The organism is Streptomyces sp. CA-179760, assembly GCF_050937045.1.
In the GTDB taxonomy this organism is placed as follows: Bacteria; Actinomycetota; Actinomycetes; order Streptomycetales; family Streptomycetaceae; genus Streptomyces.
In genome coordinates this window covers 5,358,095-5,373,641 of the sequence record NZ_JBNJLZ010000001.1, presented here as the reverse complement: position 1 = coordinate 5,373,641, position 15,547 = coordinate 5,358,095, and the positions used below count along the sequence as shown (strand labels likewise).

13 protein-coding genes and 2 pseudogenes are annotated in these 15,547 nt (G+C 72.0%); 4 read left to right on the top strand and 11 right to left on the bottom strand.

The features are described from left to right. Positions 1–27: 27 nt before the first annotated feature. From ACQEV8_RS24390 to ssd, 7 genes and pseudogenes are all read right to left on the bottom strand, one after another. Positions 28–297 (bottom strand): annotated as a pseudogene (locus tag ACQEV8_RS24390) (Rv3654c family TadE-like protein); the annotation flags it as partial. Positions 298–308: 11 nt separating this feature from the next. Continuing rightward, a complete protein-coding gene (locus ACQEV8_RS24385) occupies positions 309–668 on the bottom strand; it encodes a TadE family type IV pilus minor pilin (protein WP_432963807.1) in 360 nt (119 codons plus the stop codon). Continuing rightward, entirely contained in the window at positions 655–864 is a 210-nt protein-coding gene (locus ACQEV8_RS24380; protein WP_432963804.1) for a DUF4244 domain-containing protein, read from the bottom strand. Before ACQEV8_RS24380 ends, ACQEV8_RS24385 begins: the two co-directional genes overlap by 14 nt. A gap of 124 nt (positions 865–988) precedes the next feature. Continuing rightward, positions 989–1,780: a type II secretion system F family protein gene (locus ACQEV8_RS24375; protein ID WP_432963801.1), complete on the bottom strand. Its 792-nt coding sequence runs from the start codon at positions 1,778–1,780 to the stop codon at positions 989–991. Then, positions 1,777–2,648, bottom strand: a pseudogene (locus tag ACQEV8_RS24370) (type II secretion system F family protein). The gene ACQEV8_RS24375 and the pseudogene ACQEV8_RS24370 overlap by 4 nt, the downstream one beginning before the upstream one ends. Positions 2,649–2,826: 178 nt before the next feature. Then, a complete protein-coding gene (locus tag ACQEV8_RS24365) occupies positions 2,827–4,062 on the bottom strand; it encodes a TadA family conjugal transfer-associated ATPase (protein ID WP_432963798.1) in 1,236 nt (411 codons plus the stop codon). 5 nt (positions 4,063–4,067) lie between these two features. Continuing rightward, positions 4,068–5,171 (bottom strand): septum site-determining protein Ssd, encoded by a 1,104-nt coding sequence (ssd, locus tag ACQEV8_RS24360; protein WP_432972953.1) that lies wholly within the window; start codon positions 5,169–5,171, stop codon positions 4,068–4,070. A 576-nt stretch (positions 5,172–5,747) separates the two neighbouring features. Here ssd and ACQEV8_RS24355 point away from each other — a divergent pair. Beyond that, positions 5,748–6,581, top strand: a complete 834-nt coding sequence (locus ACQEV8_RS24355; RefSeq protein ID WP_432963795.1) for an HAD family hydrolase — start codon at positions 5,748–5,750, stop codon at positions 6,579–6,581. A gap of 372 nt (positions 6,582–6,953) precedes the next feature. Here ACQEV8_RS24355 and ACQEV8_RS24350 read toward each other — a convergent pair whose 3' ends face one another. Both ACQEV8_RS24350 and ACQEV8_RS24345 read right to left on the bottom strand, forming a co-directional pair. Beyond that, a complete protein-coding gene (locus ACQEV8_RS24350) occupies positions 6,954–7,778 on the bottom strand; it encodes an oxidoreductase (RefSeq protein WP_432963792.1) in 825 nt (274 codons plus the stop codon). Positions 7,779–7,838: 60 nt separating this feature from the next. Next, the gene (locus tag ACQEV8_RS24345; protein ID WP_432963789.1) at positions 7,839–9,104 is read right to left on the bottom strand and encodes a hypothetical protein; all 1,266 of its coding nucleotides are present in this window, start codon (positions 9,102–9,104) and stop codon (positions 7,839–7,841) included. A 293-nt stretch (positions 9,105–9,397) separates the two neighbouring features. Between ACQEV8_RS24345 and ACQEV8_RS24340 the strand changes: the two genes are divergently transcribed. Both ACQEV8_RS24340 and ACQEV8_RS24335 read left to right on the top strand, forming a co-directional pair. Beyond that, complete coding sequence (locus ACQEV8_RS24340; protein WP_432963786.1) at positions 9,398–9,661, top strand: hypothetical protein; 264 nt, start codon at positions 9,398–9,400, stop codon at positions 9,659–9,661. Beyond that, positions 9,613–11,766, top strand: a complete 2,154-nt coding sequence (locus ACQEV8_RS24335; protein WP_432963783.1) for a bifunctional SulP family inorganic anion transporter/carbonic anhydrase — start codon at positions 9,613–9,615, stop codon at positions 11,764–11,766. Before ACQEV8_RS24340 ends, ACQEV8_RS24335 begins: the two co-directional genes overlap by 49 nt. A gap of 155 nt (positions 11,767–11,921) precedes the next feature. Here the strand turns inward: ACQEV8_RS24335 and ACQEV8_RS24330 are convergent, their stop codons facing one another. Both ACQEV8_RS24330 and ACQEV8_RS24325 read right to left on the bottom strand, forming a co-directional pair. After that, a complete protein-coding gene (locus tag ACQEV8_RS24330) occupies positions 11,922–12,548 on the bottom strand; it encodes a hypothetical protein (RefSeq protein ID WP_432963781.1) in 627 nt (208 codons plus the stop codon). Continuing rightward, the gene (locus tag ACQEV8_RS24325; protein WP_432963778.1) at positions 12,545–13,159 is read right to left on the bottom strand and encodes an RNA polymerase sigma factor; all 615 of its coding nucleotides are present in this window, start codon (positions 13,157–13,159) and stop codon (positions 12,545–12,547) included. The genes ACQEV8_RS24330 and ACQEV8_RS24325 overlap by 4 nt, the downstream gene beginning before the upstream one ends. Positions 13,160–13,398: 239 nt before the next feature. Between ACQEV8_RS24325 and acs the strand changes: the two genes are divergently transcribed. Beyond that, on the top strand, positions 13,399–15,357 hold the full coding sequence (gene acs, locus ACQEV8_RS24320; RefSeq protein WP_432963775.1) for an acetate--CoA ligase: 1,959 nt from the start codon (positions 13,399–13,401) through the stop codon (positions 15,355–15,357). Positions 15,358–15,547 lie beyond the last annotated feature (190 nt).

Genomic DNA, 15,547 nt, shown 5'->3' with positions numbered 1-15,547 from the left:
CGGCCCGCGTCCCGACGCCGCCGTCACGTCCGAGATCTCGCCGACGACCTCGCACCGCACGAGCCGCACGCCCTGTGCCCGGGCCACCCGGCCGGCGCGGGCGCAGGCCGCCGTACCGCCCTCGGCCCAGTGGTCCGCCGCCGCGAGCGCCGCGAGATCCGCGCCTCCCGCCGCCCGGTGCCGGATCGCGACGGCCTGTCCCAGCGCGAGGACGACGCCGAAGACCACACACAGGACGGCGATCGCCCCGACACTCCAGACGGTGGCGGAGCCCCGGTCCGGGGAGTCGCGCGTCATACTCGGGCGTCTCATGTGCCCACCGCTTCCTCCACCGATGCCACGGCCTCCTCGCGCACGGCGAAGGACAGCCCGCGCAGCACCGGTGGTTCGGCCACGACGGTCACCCGGACCTGTTCCGCCTCCCGGCTGACGGTCACCTTCGCGCCGGGCGGCGCCGCCTCACGGGTCAGCCGCACGACCGCGTCGGGCGGGTCCTGTCGGGCCGCGGCACGAGCGCCCGTCCGTGCCGCGTCCACGCACTGGATCTGCGCGGCCACGGCCAGCAGACCGCACACCAGCGCCATTGCGAACATCACCAGCACGGGCAGCACCACGGCCGACTCCGCCGTGACGAACCCCCGGTCCGAACCCCGCTCACATCCGCGCATTGAGGGCTTCCGTCACGATGCTCTGCAGTTCCCCACTGACCGCGCCGCTGGTGACGACCTTGTAGAGCACGACCGCGAACGCCACCGCCGCGACGATTCCCATCGCGTACTCGGACGTGACTATCCCCTCGTCCCTCCGCGCCGCACGCATTCCGCACACCAGGGCACGCAGCCGCGCCCGTACCGCCTGACACATCTCAACCTCCGTGAAAAAGTCCGAACTTCTGTCGGTGTCGCTGACTTCTGTCGGTGTCGTTGGCCTCTGCCGGGTCGCGCCGACCTCTCTCGGGTCGCGCTGACTTCCCCGGCCCGTATCCGCGTCATCCACCACCCCCGCCGAGCACCCCGCCCGCAAGCCCGATCACCACGGGCAGCACGCCGACCGCGATGAACGCGGGCAGGAAGCACAGCCCGACCGGTGCGCTGACCATCACGCCCGCCCGGCGGGCCCTGGCCGTCGCGGCGCGACCCCAGTCGGCTCGGGCCTCCGCGGCGAGCCGTGCGACCGGTGCGGCGGCGGGCAGTCCGGACACTCCGGCCCGCTCGAGCAGCCGGGCCAGGCCTCCGGCGCCCGGGACGGCGGCCAGCCTCCGCCAGGCCGCACCCGGTTCACCGCCCAGCCGGACCTCCGCCGCGCCACGCGCCAGGGCGTCGCCCACAGGACCGCCCAGGGCCTCGCCCACCGCCTGCGCCGCGATCACCGGGCCGGCACCTGCAGCGATGCAGGCCGCCAGCAGGTCGGCCGCGAGGGGCAGTTGCCGCGCCGCCTCGGCGGGACCGGGTGCCCGCGCGTCCGTACCCGCCGCCTCCTGCCGAAGCCGCCAGCGCCACATCCCCACCGCTCCGGCCAGTCCCGCGGCGGCACCGGCGAGGCCGCCGACCAGTACCCATCCGGCGCACGCCACACCCACGGGAGGCAGCCAAGTCCGAGCAGCGGCCCGGCATAAGGCGAGGCGCGCGACGGGAGCGGTCGCCTCCCGGGGCGACAGCTCGGCCAGCCGCCGCCGTATCCTCCGCCGACGCCGCGCCTCCGTCAGACACCTCACCGACCACCCGAGGGCCAGCACGATCCCCACCGCCACCCCCAGCCTGTGGACAACTTCCCCGCTCATGCCGCCGCCTCCGCGCCCCGCACGATGCGCAGCACCCACCACAGCCCCACGCCCTCCAGCGCACCGCCTACCACCAGACAGCCCAGGCCGGCCCCTGTGTGCAGCAGGACACGGAGGGGGTCGGCGCCGAGCGCGGTGCCGATGAGGAGCCCCAGGGCGGGCAGGCAGGCGAGCATCACCGCCGTGGCCCGGGCGCCCGCCAACTGGGCGCGAAGATCGGAACGTTGGTCCCGCTCGGCCCGCAGGGCGGCGGCGAGCCGGTCGAGTCCGGCCGCGAGCCCCGCGCCCTGGTCCACGGCTACCCGCCAGCACGCCGCGAGCCCCCGCAGGCCCTCACCTCCCGGTTGCCGGGCCGCCGCTTCGAGCGCGCCCGGCACGTCTCCACCGAAGCGCGCCGCCGCCAGAACCGTCGCCTGCGCGTCCACCAGTCCGCCGCAGTCCCGCGCGGCCCGCAACAGCGCCTCACCCGGCTGGCGTCCGGCCCGCACCTCGCCGGCGAGTGCCCCGCACAACGCGATCACCGCATCCGCCCGGCGCTCCCGGTCCCGCCCGCCCGGCCGGCCAGCCGGACCCGCCGCAGCAACGGCACCCCGGCCGCTCCCAGCAGAACCGGCAGCACCGACGCCCCGAGCACCGCCAGCACCAGCCCGGCCACCGGTGACCACCACTCGGCCCGCAACCGCCCTCGGACCCGCCGCAGCCCACCGGTCGCCCGTCGCCACCCGGGCGGCACACTCCCGACCGCTCCGCCACCCGCGAGCAGCAATCGCGCCCGACGCGCCACCGAGTCCCGCTCCCCCAACAGCCAGACCGCCGCCCCCATAGACGCCACGGCCACCCCCATCGACATCTCAGCCGTACCCGTCATCACTCGGCCTCTTCAGTCCCTGTCATCGCTCAGCCCTTCAGTCCCTGTCATCACTCGGCGCTTCAGTCCCCGTCATCACTCGGTCCCTTCGAACCCCGTCATCACTCGGCCCTTCCGTACCGGCCATCGCTCAGCCCTCCCGGTGCCCGTCATCACTCGCCCCCCTGAGCCCTCGCCGTCACTCGCCCACCGCTGCCACCAGCGCACCGTCGGCCTCACCCGGCCCGCTGTCACAGCCCTCTCCGCCCTCACCACTCAGCAGCCCCCGCAGCCGCCCCCACCCCCGTTCGCGCACGAAGGCCTCCGCTCCCCACCGCAGCGCCGGCACCGTCCGCACCAGCCCCGACGGATCCCGCTCCAGCACGTGCACCTCGGCGATCCGCCGCCGCCCGGCCCGGTCGCGTACGAGGTGCAGCACCACGGAGAGGGCGGCCGCCACCTGGCTGTGCAGTGCGGCCCGGTCGAGCCCGGCGGCCGTGCCGAGCGCCTCCAGCCGGGCAGGTACATCGGCGGCGGCATTGGCGTGCACGGTTCCGCACCCGCCCTCATGGCCGGTGTTCAACGCGGCCAGCAGATGCACCACTTCGGGCCCGCGCACTTCGCCTACGACCAGCCGGTCGGGCCGCATCCGCAGTGCCTGGCGCACCAGGTCCTCGAGGGTGACGAGGCCCGCGCCCTCCTGATTGGCGGGTCTGGTCTCCAGCCGCACCACATGCGGATGATCCGGCCGCAGTTCCGCCGAGTCCTCGGCGAGGACGATCCGCTCTTCCGGTCCCACCAGCCCCAGCAGGGCGCTCAACAGCGTCGTCTTGCCCGAGCCCGTGCCCCCGCTGACCAGGAAGGACAGCCGTGCGTCGAGCAGCGCGCGCAGCACACCGTCCCCGCCCGGCGGCACCGTGCCCGCCGCGACCAGCTCGCCCAGGGTGAAGGCACGCGGCCGTACGACACGCAGCGACAGACAGGCACAGCCCACGGCCACCGGTGGCAGCACCGCGTGCAGCCGGGTTCCGTCGGGCAGCCGGGCGTCGGCCCAGGGCCGGGCGTCGTCGAGGCGGCGTCCGGCCACGGCGGCGAGGCGCTGGGCGAGGCGTCGTACGGCCGCCGCGTCCGCGAAACGCACCGACGTCAGCTCCAGTCCGCCGCCCCGGTCCACCCAGACCCGGTCCGGGGCCGACACCAGCACATCCGTCACCGACGGGTCTGCGAGCAGCGGCTCCAGCGGCCCGCTGCCGACAAGCTCGGACCGCAACTGTGCGGCGGCACCCAGGACTTCGGCGTCTCCGAGCACCCGCCCCTGTTCCCGCAGGGCCTGGGCCACGCGCGCGGGGGTCGGCTCGGCCCCGCTTTCGGCCAGCCACCGCCGCACCCCGTCGAGCAGCCCGGTGCCGTCGGATCCGGACACTGCTTCGGTCACCACACTCACGGGGCACCCGCCTCGACGAGCGCCCGCTCCCAGAACCCCTTGCAGAACCGGGCGAGCGGTCCGCGCGGGGCGCCACCCGGTGGTGCCGTGCCCTCGTCCGGGCGCAGCAGCCCGGGCTCGACCGGCACCTCGCCGGCCAGGGGCAGTCCGAGCAGCCGGGCCACCTCCCGGTCGTCGAGGCCCGGCGGGTACGGCCCGCGGACCGCCACCCGCAGGTCGCGCAGGACCATGCCGACAGCGGACGCCACGCGCCCGGCGGCCGCCACGGCCCGCAGCTCGGCGGGCACCACCAGTACACCGACGTCCAGCTGGCTGAGCACCTCGGCGACCCCGTCGTCGATGCGGCGTGGCAGGTCGACCACGACCGTGCCGCCCCGGCGCCGGGCCGCCGCGAGCACCGCGCGCACCGCCTGGGGCGGGACGGCGATCCGGTCGCCGCGGTCCCAGCTGAGCACCCGCAGCGAGTGCAGCTCGGGCAGCGACTCCTCCAGGGCGCCCCCGCCGACCCGCCCGCGGGAGGAGGCGAACGCGGGCCACCTCAGTCCTTCGGCCGTCTCACCGCCGAGGAGTACGTCGAGGCCGCCGCCCAGCGGATCGGCGTCCACGAGGAGCGTGCGCAGCCCCTCCCGCGCGGAGGTGACGGCCAGCGCGCACGCGAGCGTGGACGCTCCGGCCCCGCCCCGGCCGCCGATGACTCCCACGGTGAGGGCGGGCCTGCCGACGCCCTCGGCCACGTCGGCGATGCGGTCCACGAGCCACTGCTCGCCGTCGGGCAGCATCAGGACGTGCTCGGCGCCGATCTCGACGGCTCGCCGCCACACTCCCGGGTCGTCCTGGTCCCGGCCGACGAGGACGACACCCCTTCTGTGCGCGACCCCGCTTACGCGCCGCGCGGCGTCGTCACCCACAAGGACGAGCGGCGCGGCCTCCCAGCTGCCTCTGCGCTCCGGCACCCCGTGGTGCACCGCGGGCGTGGCGCCCGCCGCCGCGCACAGGCGCAGCAGGTCGTCGAGGAGGTCGGTGTCCTCGGTGACGATCAGTGGTCCGCCCTGCCGCCCTCCGGCGGCCGGTGGCGGGTCGTGTGTGACGGCTCCGGCCACGGTCATCCCCTTCACTGCTTGGCTCGCGCGGCCCTGTGGCCCCGCGATTCCCGAACGTGGGAAGAACCGACAAGGCGGCCTCCCTTTGAACGGCCGACAGAAACCGGCCAAACGCCCCCGGCAATCGGAACCGGCCATGAACTCGCCGCGAGCGGGGTGCGTGGGAATCACGGTGCAGCGATCCCGGAAATCGTGTGGATCTTGGTGGATAACTGTGGACGCTTCGACAGTTGTGAATATCGCCGTCACCCATACCGGTGACCCACGCAGGCCCTCTGTACGACTTCCACAGAGCAGTCCGACGGCTACGTAACGTGATGAGTCATGCGCATGACAACATTGCCGCCGGAACCTCAACAGAGCGGCGATCAGGCCGTGCGAAGAAGGAGAAAACCCACCCGGACATGCGACGACCCCCGCCGGGGGGAGAGCGGGGGTCGTCCCCACGGCCGACTCGGGGGGGAGGAGTCGGGCCGGGTTAGCACGGTCGCGAACGATCCGTGACTTCCATGGTGTACCCGAGAGCCCTCTCAGGCAAACCCACGCGCCCCACCTTACGCCGAATGGGCTGCCCCTATGCTCAGGGGCGTGGAAAACCACTCCTTGCCCCGCACAGCGGCCTTCTTTGACCTGGACAAGACGGTCATTGCGAAGTCGAGCACGCTCACGTTCAGCAAGTCGTTCTACCAAGGCGGCCTGATCAACCGCAGGGCTGTCTTGCGTACCGCATATGCCCAGTTCGTCTTCCTGGCCGGCGGCGCCGACCACGACCAGATGGAGCGTATGCGCGCCTACTTGTCCGCGCTGTGCCGCGGCTGGAACGTGCAGCAGGTGAAGGAGATCGTCGCCGAGACGCTGCACGATCTGATCGACCCGATCATCTACGACGAGGCCGCCTCCCTCATCGAGGAACACCACACCGCCGGCCGCGACGTCGTCATCGTGTCCACGTCGGGCGCGGAGGTGGTCGAGCCGATCGGTGAACTCCTCGGCGCGGACCGCGTGGTGGCGACCCGCATGGTCGTGGGCGACGACGGCTGCTTCACCGGCGAGGTGGAGTACTACGCGTACGGCCCGACCAAGGCCGAGGCCATCAGGGAGCTGGCCGCGTCCGAGGGATACGACCTCGGCCGCTGCTACGCCTACAGCGACTCGGCGACCGATGTCCCGATGCTGGAGTCCGTGGGCCACCCTCATGCCGTGAACCCGGACCGCGCGCTGCGCCGCGAGGCCCTCGCGCGCGGGTGGCCGATCCTCGATTTCCACCGCCCGGTCCGGCTCAAGCAGCGCATCCCCGCGTTCTCCGTACCACCGCGGCCGGCGCTCGTCGCGGTCGCCGCGATAGGCGCCGCGGCGGCCACCGCGGGACTCGTCTGGTACGCCAACCGGCGCCGGGCGACGGTCGCCTGACCGGAGTCGACCCGAAGTCCTATTTGAACCCAAAAGTAAAGAAGTGCAGCCTGGACTTCCGCTTACTCCGGGGCAGGAGTACAAAGGACTCAACGGCCCGCGAGACCAAGGACATCCGAGAGGATCACCTTAAATACGCATTTGGCCCCACGGACCGCGCATGAACACCGGGCACCCACGCGACGTCGACCCGTCGAATACGGGCCAGCCGCACCAGGTGACGGGCAAAGTTCCCGACCTGATGGGCATATACCGAGGACGCTTGGTAACCCGATGCTCATGCCAGCGGCGGTACGAGTTTCTCGTACCGCCGCATCTCTTTCCGGCCCTTCTTGTTCCGGCCCTTCCTGTTCCGCCCCTTCCGGACGGGTGTCACGCCGCTCCGCGCTGCAGCGCCTCGCACACCGCCGTCGACTCGCGTGCCCCCAGTTCGACCGCCCTGCCGCAGTGGGCGATCCAGGCGGCCACACCCTCCGGCGTACCGGAGACGTACCCGTCCAGAGCTTCCAGGTAGGCGCCGCGGCCCAGCTCGGCGTGGCCGACCTCGGCCGGGCAGACCGACTTCGGGTCCAGGCCGCTGCCGACCAGGACGATGCGCTCGGCCGTGCGCGCTACCAGGCCGTTGTGGGACGTGAACGGGCGCAGCGCGAGGAGTTCGCCGTGCACGACGGCGGCCGTCACCAGCGCCGGTGCGGTACCGCCCGCGATGATCAGCCCGGCCAGCCCGTCCAGCCGGCCGTGTGCCTCGGCCGCGCTCGGCAGCGGCAGCGCGACCAGCGGCTCGTCGACCGGCTCGCCCTCCTGCCGGGGCCGTCCGACCTGGTCGGCCTGGTCGGCGGCCGCGACCAGGTGCAGTCGGGCCAGCACCCTCAGGGGTGACTGCCGCCAGATCGACAGCAACTGGCCCGCCTCCGCGGTGAGCCGCAGCGCGGCACCCACGGTGTGCGCCTCGTCGTCACCGCCGAAGTCCGTACGGCGGCGCACCTCCTCCAGGGCCCAGTCCGCGCCGGACAGCGCCGCCGAGCCGCGGGCGCCGCGCAGGGCCGCCTCGGAGGTGACCGCGTTGCTGCGCCGCCGCATGATCCGGTGCCCGTAGACCCGGTCCACGGCCTTGCGTACGGACTCCACGGACTCGGCCACACCGGGCAGCGCCCCCAGGGTCGCCAGGGGATCGGCGGTCGCACCTGCTGTACTCATGAGTACGACCCTACGCACCCCGGGAGCCGGCCCCACGGCCAAGTGGTCTTCCTCACTGCGCTACCGCTTCGCCGCCGGAGCCCCGGGCACGCCCTTCGGGGCCGGGGCCGGGTCACCCGCGAGGAAGGACGCCCAGCCCTGCTTCGGCTTCTCGCCGACCTTCAGGGAGCGCAGCTTCTCCAGCGTCGCCGGGTCCTGGGCGTCCAGCCAGTCCACAAGCCGGCGGAACGAGACACAGCGCACCTCCTCCTTGGTGCACACCGCCTCGATGACCTCCTCGACGGCCCGCATGTAGGTGCCGCCGTTCCAGGACTCGAAGTGGTTGCCGATGATCAGGGGCGCGCGATTGCCGTCGTACGCGCGGTGGAAGCCCTTGAGCAGGCCGTCACGCATCTGGTCGCCCCAGAAGTCGAACTTGTCGGAGTCGCCCTGGGTGGTGGTGCCCGACTGGTTGACCATGAAGTTGTAGTCCATGGTGAGCTGCTCGTAGGAGTGCCCGGGGAACGGCACGAGTTGCATGGACACGTCCCACAGGCCCTGCTTCCGCTTGGGCCAGACCTGGTCGTTGACGCCGCTGGTGTCGTAGCGGAAGCCCAGCTCGCGGGCGGCCTTCATGAAGTTCCGCTGGCCTTCGAGGCAGGGTGTGCGGGCGCCGATGAGCTCCTTGTCGTAGTCGAAGGGCAGCGGAGACGCGTTCCGCAGGCCGGTGTTGGTCTTCCAGGTCCGCACGAACTGCTTCGCCTGGGCGATCTCGTCCTTCCAGTCCTCCACCGACCACTCGCCGACCCCGCCGCCGCTGCCGCAGAAGTGGCCGTTGAAGTGCGTGCCGATCTCGTTGCCCTCCAGCCACGCCAGGCGCAGCTGTTCCGCGGTGGCGGCGATGCCGCGGCGGTCGTTGAAGCCGATGTCGGACCGGCCGGGGGAGTGCTGCGGCGGCCGGTAGAGGTCGCGTTTCTCGTCCGGCAGCATGTACACACCGCTCAGGAAGTACGTCATCGTCGCGTCGTTGGCCTTGGCGACCTCGCGGAAGTGGGAGAACAGCTTCTGGCTGTCCTCCCCCGCACCGTCCCAGGAGAAGACGACGAACTGCGGGGGCTTCTGGCCGGGCCGCAGCCGTTCGGGCCTGGGCAGGTGGGGCTGGGCGCCGGTGTAGGCGGTGGAGCCGTCTCCGATCAGCCGGACCGCGCTCTTCGGCGCCTGGGCCGGCTTCGCCGTCTGCGGGTCGTGATCTTCGTGCCGGGAGGTGCCGGTCGAGCAACCGGCGAGCGATGCGGCGCAGACCGCGGCGATCACGGAGGACGCGGCGATCCTGTGGGTGGCGGCCATGTGTCGCCCACCTTCTTCCTTCTCTCGGGTGCCGACAGCGCCGCCAAATTCGCACGGGACCGAGAAGGAATTAGTACGACAAGCCGATCAAATGGCCACTTCACTCGTCGGTGTGATTTATTCGCCCATTTGCCCGTAAAGTCTATGCTCGTCCTTTACTCTGCATTACGATCCGTTTACCGAGCGTTGATTCATCCCGCCGATTTACGCCGTGACCTACGGCCGCGACCGAACCCCGCCCCGAGCGGGAGCCCAGTTACGCGACCGCGCAGCCCCGGAGGAGACGGGAAACAATGTCTGCCTGCGTCCCCACACGCGCCGCCGACCCGAACAGGACCGAGCGCGCCCACCCGCCCCACAGCCCGCCGCCGACCGGCCCCCGCCGCTTCCGGATCGCGGGTGCCGACGTGTCGGCCTCGATCGCGGTCTTCCTGATCGCCCTGCCCCTGTCCCTTGGCATCGCCCTCGCCACCGGCGCCCCCTCCAGGCCGGCCTCGTCGCCGCCGCCGTGGGCGGACTGGTCGCCGGACGGCTCGGCGGCTCCCCGCTCCAGGTGAGCGGACCGGCCGCCGGACTCACGGTCGTCACCGCCGACCTCATCCTGCGCTACGGCTGGCGGACGACCTGCGCCATCACCGTCCTCGCCGGCTTCGCCCAACTCGGTCTGGGCTGCCTGCGCGTGGCCCGCGGCGCCCTCGCCGTCAGCCCCGCCATCGTGCACGGCATGCTCGCCGGCATCGGCGTCACCATCGCCGTCGCGCAGCTCCACATCGTGCTCGGCGGCACACCGCAGAGCTCCGTCCCCGACAACCTCCGCGCGCTGCCCGCCCAGTTGGCGCACATGCGCCCCGCGGCCATGTCGGTGAGCGCACTGACCCTGGTCCTGCTGCTGCTCTGGCCGAGACTGCCCGGCCGGGCCGGACGCCTGCTGCGCAAGATCCCGGCCGCGCTCATCGCCGTGGCCGGAGCCACCGCGGTCGCCGCCCTCGCCGGTCTGCGCCTGCCCAAGGTCGACCTGCCGTCCTGGAGCAACCACGCCCTGGCCGGGCTGCCCGAGGGCCCCGTGCTCGGCCTCGTCGCCGCGGTGCTTACCACCACGCTGGTGTGCAGCGTGCAGTCCCTGCTCGGTGCGGTCGCCGTGGACAAGCTGGTGGCGGGCCGCCCGGGCCTGTCCGCGCACGTCGGGCGTTCCCGCCTCGATCGCGAACTGCTCGGGCAGGGCGCCGCCAACATCGTCTCCGGATCGCTCGGCGGGCTGCCGATCGCCGGTGTGGCCGTGCGCAGTTCGGCGAATGTGCACGCGGGTGCGGTGAGCCGGAACTCCACGATGCTGCACGGCGTTCTCGTAGTGATCGCCGCACTGCTGATGGTCCCGCTCCTGGAGCTCATCCCGCTCGCCTCGCTCGCCGCCCTGGTGATGGCCGTCGGCATCCAGATGGTGTCCCTGAACCACATCCGCACGGTGACGCGCCACCGGGAAGTGTGGGTCTACGCCGTCACCACCCTGGGCGTCGTGTCCCTCGGCGTCCTGGAGGGCGTGGCGCTGGGCATCGCCATGGCCGTCGGCGTCGCCCTGCACCGCCTCACCCGCACCCGCATCACGCACGACGAGACGGCAGGAGTCCATTACGTACACGTCAGAGGACAGTTGACGTTCCTCGCGGTGCCACGGCTCAGCCGGACCCTGCATCTCGTACCCCACGGCGCCCACGCCGTCGTCGAGCTGGACGGGTCGTTCATGGACCACGCGGCGTACGAGACGCTGCAGGACTGGCAGAAGACGCACACCGCGCAGGGCGGCAGCGTGGAGGTCGCCGGCCGTCATCCCGGCACCCGCGTCTCCGAGCCCCAGGCCCTCACCGGCTGCCGTTGCCGGCCCTGGACACCCTGGCGCAACCACCAGTGCGACCGCCCCGAGTCCTCGCCCCACTCCGATCACGTCCCGGACGGGACGGACCGCCCCGAGCAGGACCCGTCGGGGCCCGGCGGAGCCAGCGGGCACGAACTGGCGCGTGGCATCAGCGCGTTCCAGCGCAACACCGCACCCCTGGTGCGCAGTGAACTGGCCCGGCTGGCGCGCGAGGGGCAGCGCCCTTCGCAGCTCTTCCTGACCTGCGCCGACTCACGACTGGTCACATCGATGATCACCTCCAGTGGTCCCGGTGACCTCTTCGTGGTGCGCAACGTGGGCAATCTCGTGCCGCTGCCCGGCGAGGAGAGCGGAGACGACTCGGTGGCCGCCGCGATCGAGTACGCGGTGGACGTGCTGAAGGTGCGGTCCATCACGGTGTGCGGGCACTCCGGGTGCGGAGCCATGCAGGCGCTGCTCAGCTCCGAACCCGGCGGCACCCGGACCCCGCTCGAGCGATGGCTGCGACACGGTCTGCCCAGTCTGGAGCGCGTGGCCGACGGCAGTCCGCCATGGGGCCGGCTGGCCGGACGGGCACCCGAGGGCACGGTCGAGCAGCTCTGCCTGACCAACGTGGTCCAGCAGTTGGAGCACCTGCGCGCCTACGACTCGGTCGCCCGCGCCCTGAAGGAGGGCGAGCTGGAGCTGCACGGCATGTACTTCCATGTGGGCGAAGCCCAGGCCTATCTGCTCACCGAGGTGGACGGGGACCGGGTGTTCGACCACGTAAGGGCGGCCGGCCTGCCGGCGTGAGCGCGGGGCCTCGCCGTACGGCAGCAGGCGGCGGGCAGTGGGCGGCGACCCCCGTACACCGCCTGCCACCCGCCCGCCTGCCACCCGCCCGCCTGCCACCGACGCCGCCGCCTGCGGCGCCTTCAGCGCTCAGCCCCGCCCTCAGCTCTCAGCTCTCAGCTCTCAGACTCCCGCTCGCACGGCGCGATCTTGCCCTTGATCGCATAGAACGACTCGGTGCTGAGCCCGGGTTCGCCGTCCTTGCGGCTGGTGTTCTCCATGCCCAGGGAGTCGCCCGGGTGCAGGGTGACCCGCCAGTTGCGGTGGAAGGCCGGGTCGGTCGGCCCGCCGACGGGGACGGTGCCTTCCTCGGGCGGCTTGCCGATGAACCCCCGTGTCACGCTGCCCACCAGCATCTCGCCGCGTGGCTGCGCGCATTGGTGACCGAAGGGAAGGTTGTCGATGGTCACGTGAATGCCCTCGGCACGCAGGCGTTCAGCCAGTCGGCGCTGGGCCTCCTGGCCGATCGTGATCTTCGTGAGGGTGAGCGTGACACTGCCGTCGCCGTGCCGCTCCACCGCGTACGCCGGGGATTCGGCCGGTGACCCCGGCACGAGCACCAGTACCAGTCCGGTCACGGCACAGGCCCCCGCGGCCAGGGCGAACCGCCGCCCCGTGAACACCCCCGTGAGCGGGGAGCGCCGCGGAGCGACCGCCCGGGCGGGAGCGGCGGCCTCGCGCACCTCGATCTCGCGCCGCAGCTCGGCCAGCAACCGGTCCTCGAACGTCGTCTTCGTGGTCATGCCTCTCCTCCGGTTTCTCCGGCTCCGCCGGTGACGTACGACAGGAATGCGCTGGGCGGTGCCCCCGGCACCGGATCCGCGTCCGCCCGCAGGGTCTTACGGGCCCGGTGCAGCCGCACCCGGGCCGTGACCTGGCGGATGCCGAGCGCGGCGGCGGCCTCGGTCACCGTGAGCTGGTCCACGGCGACGAGTTCGACGACGGCCCGTTCACCGTCCGGCAGCCGCTCCAGTGCGGCCAGCGCCCGGCGCCCGGGGCTCTCGGCGTCGAGCTTGTCCTCGAGGCGCGCGATGTCGTCGGGCTCCAGCAACCGCCGCCCCGAGATACGGCGGTCACGCGCCGTCTCACGGGCGACCCGGCGGCGCTCGGAGGAGACGATGTTGCGCGCGATGCCGTACAGCCAGGCCCGCTCGTCGCCCCGGCCGGGGCGGTAGGTGTGGGCGGAGTCGAGCGCCGCGAGGAAGACCTCGGCGGTCAGGTCCGCCACCGTGTGGACGTCGGCGACACGCCGGGCCACGAAAGACATCACGGCGTCGACATGGCGCCGGTAGAACTCTTCGAAGAGCTGGGGGTCGTGGGCCGCCGCCACGGGCCCGCCCCGTATGCCGTCCACTCGGCTGTCCTCTCTCTCGGTTCTCTCGGTGCGTCACCTGTAGTTGGGCCGGACTGTGAGAGGCGTTACAGAGGATGAACCCTGCCCGGTCGGCGTCCGTGGGTACGGATGACCCCCGCCGCCGATCGCAACCCACCAAGAGGTCTAAACCAATCGGCAGTCGGCCCTTGTCATCGCACCCTCGGGTCTGATGAGCTGTGGCCTGGGACACAACGGACACCCTGGGAAAGGCAGATGCCGTGAGCAACGAAAGCCTGGCCAACCTGCTGAAGGAAGAGCGCAGGTTCGCACCCCCCGCCGACCTGGCCGCGAACGCCAACGTCACCGCGGAGGCGTATGAGCAGGCCAAGGCTGACAGGCTCGGCTTCTGGGCCGAGCAGGCCCGTCGGCTGACCTGGGCCAAGGAGCCCACCGAGACCCTCGACTGGTCGAACCCGCCGTTCGCCAAGTGGTTCAAGGACGGCGAGCTCAACGTCGCCTACAACTGCGTCGACCGGCATGTGGAAGCCGGGCTCGGCGACCGGGTCGCCATCCACTTCGAGGGCGAGCCGGGCGACAGTCGCGCGATCACCTACGCCGAGCTCAAGGACGAGGTCTCCAAGGCTGCCAACGCCCTGCTGGAGCTGGGCGTTCAGGCCGGGGACCGGGTCGCCGTCTATATGCCGATGATCCCCGAGACGGCCGTCGCGATGCTGGCGTGCGCCCGGATCGGCGCCGCCCACTCGGTCGTCTTCGGCGGATTCTCCTCGGACGCGCTCGCCACCCGCATCCAGGACGCCGACGCGCGCGTGGTCATCACCTCCGACGGCGGCTACCGGCGCGGCAAGCCGTCCGCGCTCAAGCCGGCCGTGGACGAGGCGGTCGAGAAGGCGGGCATCGTCGAGCACGTGCTGGTCGTGCGCCGCACGGGCCAGGAGGTCGCCTTCACCGAGGGCCGTGACGTGTGGTGGCACGAGATCACCGACCGCCAGTCCGCGGAGCACACGCCGCAGGCGTTCAACGCCGAGCACCCGCTGTTCATCCTCTACACCTCGGGCACCACGGGTAAGCCGAAGGGCATCCTGCACACCTCCGGCGGCTACCTCACGCAGACCGCCTACACCCACCACGCCGTCTTCGACCTCAAGCCGGAGACGGACGTGTACTGGTGCACCGCCGACGTCGGCTGGGTCACCGGCCACTCGTACATCGTCTACGGCCCGCTCGCCAACGGTGCGACCCAGGTCATGTACGAGGGCACCCCGGACACCCCGCACCAGGGGCGCTTCTGGGAGATCGTGCAGAAGTACGGCGTGACGATCCTCTACACCGCGCCGACGGCGATCCGTACGTTCATGAAGTGGGGCGACGACATCCCCGCCAAGTTCGACCTGTCCAGCCTCAGGGTGCTGGGCTCGGTGGGCGAGCCGATCAACCCCGAGGCGTGGATCTGGTACCGCAAGAACATCGGCGGCGACCGCACCCCGGTCGTGGACACCTGGTGGCAGACCGAGACCGGCTCGATGATGATCACCCCGCTGCCGGGTGTGACCGCGACCAAGCCCGGCTCCGCGCAGACGCCGCTGCCCGGCATCTCCGCGACGGTCGTCGACGACGAGGCGCGCGAGGTGCCCGACGGCGGCGGCGGCTACCTGGTCCTCACCGAGCCGTGGCCGTCGATGCTGCGCACCATCTGGGGCGACGACCAGCGCTTCATCGACACCTACTGGTCGCGCTTCGAAGGCAAGTACTTCGCAGGTGACGGCGCCAAGAAGGACGACGACGGCGACATCTGGCTGCTCGGCCGGGTCGACGACGTCATGCTCGTCTCGGGGCACAACATCTCCACCACCGAGGTCGAGTCCGCGCTCGTCTCCCACCCCTCGGTCGCCGAGGCCGCCGTGGTCGGCGCGGCGGACGAGACGACCGGGCAGGCGATCGTCGCCTTCGTCATCCTGCGCGGCACAGCCGACGCCGATGACGAGGGTCTCGTCGCCGAGCTGCGCAACCACGTCGGCAACACCCTCGGCCCGATCGCCAAGCCCAAGCGGGTCCTGCCGGTGGCCGAGCTGCCCAAGACCCGCTCCGGCAAGATCATGCGCCGTCTGCTCCGGGACATCGCCGAGAACCGCCAGCTCGGAGACGTCACCACGCTGACCGACTCCACGGTCATGGACCTCATCCAGTCCAAGCTGCCCGCCGCGCCCAGCGAGGACTGATCAGGCGTAGCGGAACAGGCACAGGGCACCCGGCAGGCAGCACGCCGGGTGCCTGGTGGCGTCCGTGGTGAGAACGGTCGCGTGCGTTCAGCCCTGTATTTACCTAAACTAAGAAAAACAACTGCTTGATGGTGCGCCGGGAAGTCTGGTCGGCATGCGTTCAGCCCTGCCCACCGACCGGAGGTCTTCC

What these genes read in the sequence shown, in the direction of transcription:
- ACQEV8_RS24380 (WP_432963804.1), bottom strand. Translation starts at nt 864, where the DNA reads ATGTGTCAGGCGGTACGGGCGCGGCTGCGTGCCCTGGTGTGCGGAATG.
- ACQEV8_RS24355 (WP_432963795.1), top strand. Translation starts at nt 5,748, where the DNA reads ATGCTCAGGGGCGTGGAAAACCACTCCTTGCCCCGCACAGCGGCCTTC.
- ACQEV8_RS24350 (WP_432963792.1), bottom strand. Translation starts at nt 7,778, where the DNA reads ATGAGTACAGCAGGTGCGACCGCCGATCCCCTGGCGACCCTGGGGGCG.
- ACQEV8_RS24330 (WP_432963781.1), bottom strand. Translation starts at nt 12,548, where the DNA reads ATGACCACGAAGACGACGTTCGAGGACCGGTTGCTGGCCGAGCTGCGG.
- ACQEV8_RS24345 (WP_432963789.1), bottom strand. Translation starts at nt 9,104, where the DNA reads ATGGCCGCCACCCACAGGATCGCCGCGTCCTCCGTGATCGCCGCGGTC.
- ACQEV8_RS24375 (WP_432963801.1), bottom strand. Translation starts at nt 1,780, where the DNA reads ATGAGCGGGGAAGTTGTCCACAGGCTGGGGGTGGCGGTGGGGATCGTG.
- ACQEV8_RS24385 (WP_432963807.1), bottom strand. Translation starts at nt 668, where the DNA reads ATGCGCGGATGTGAGCGGGGTTCGGACCGGGGGTTCGTCACGGCGGAG.
- ACQEV8_RS24340 (WP_432963786.1), top strand. Translation starts at nt 9,398, where the DNA reads ATGTCTGCCTGCGTCCCCACACGCGCCGCCGACCCGAACAGGACCGAG.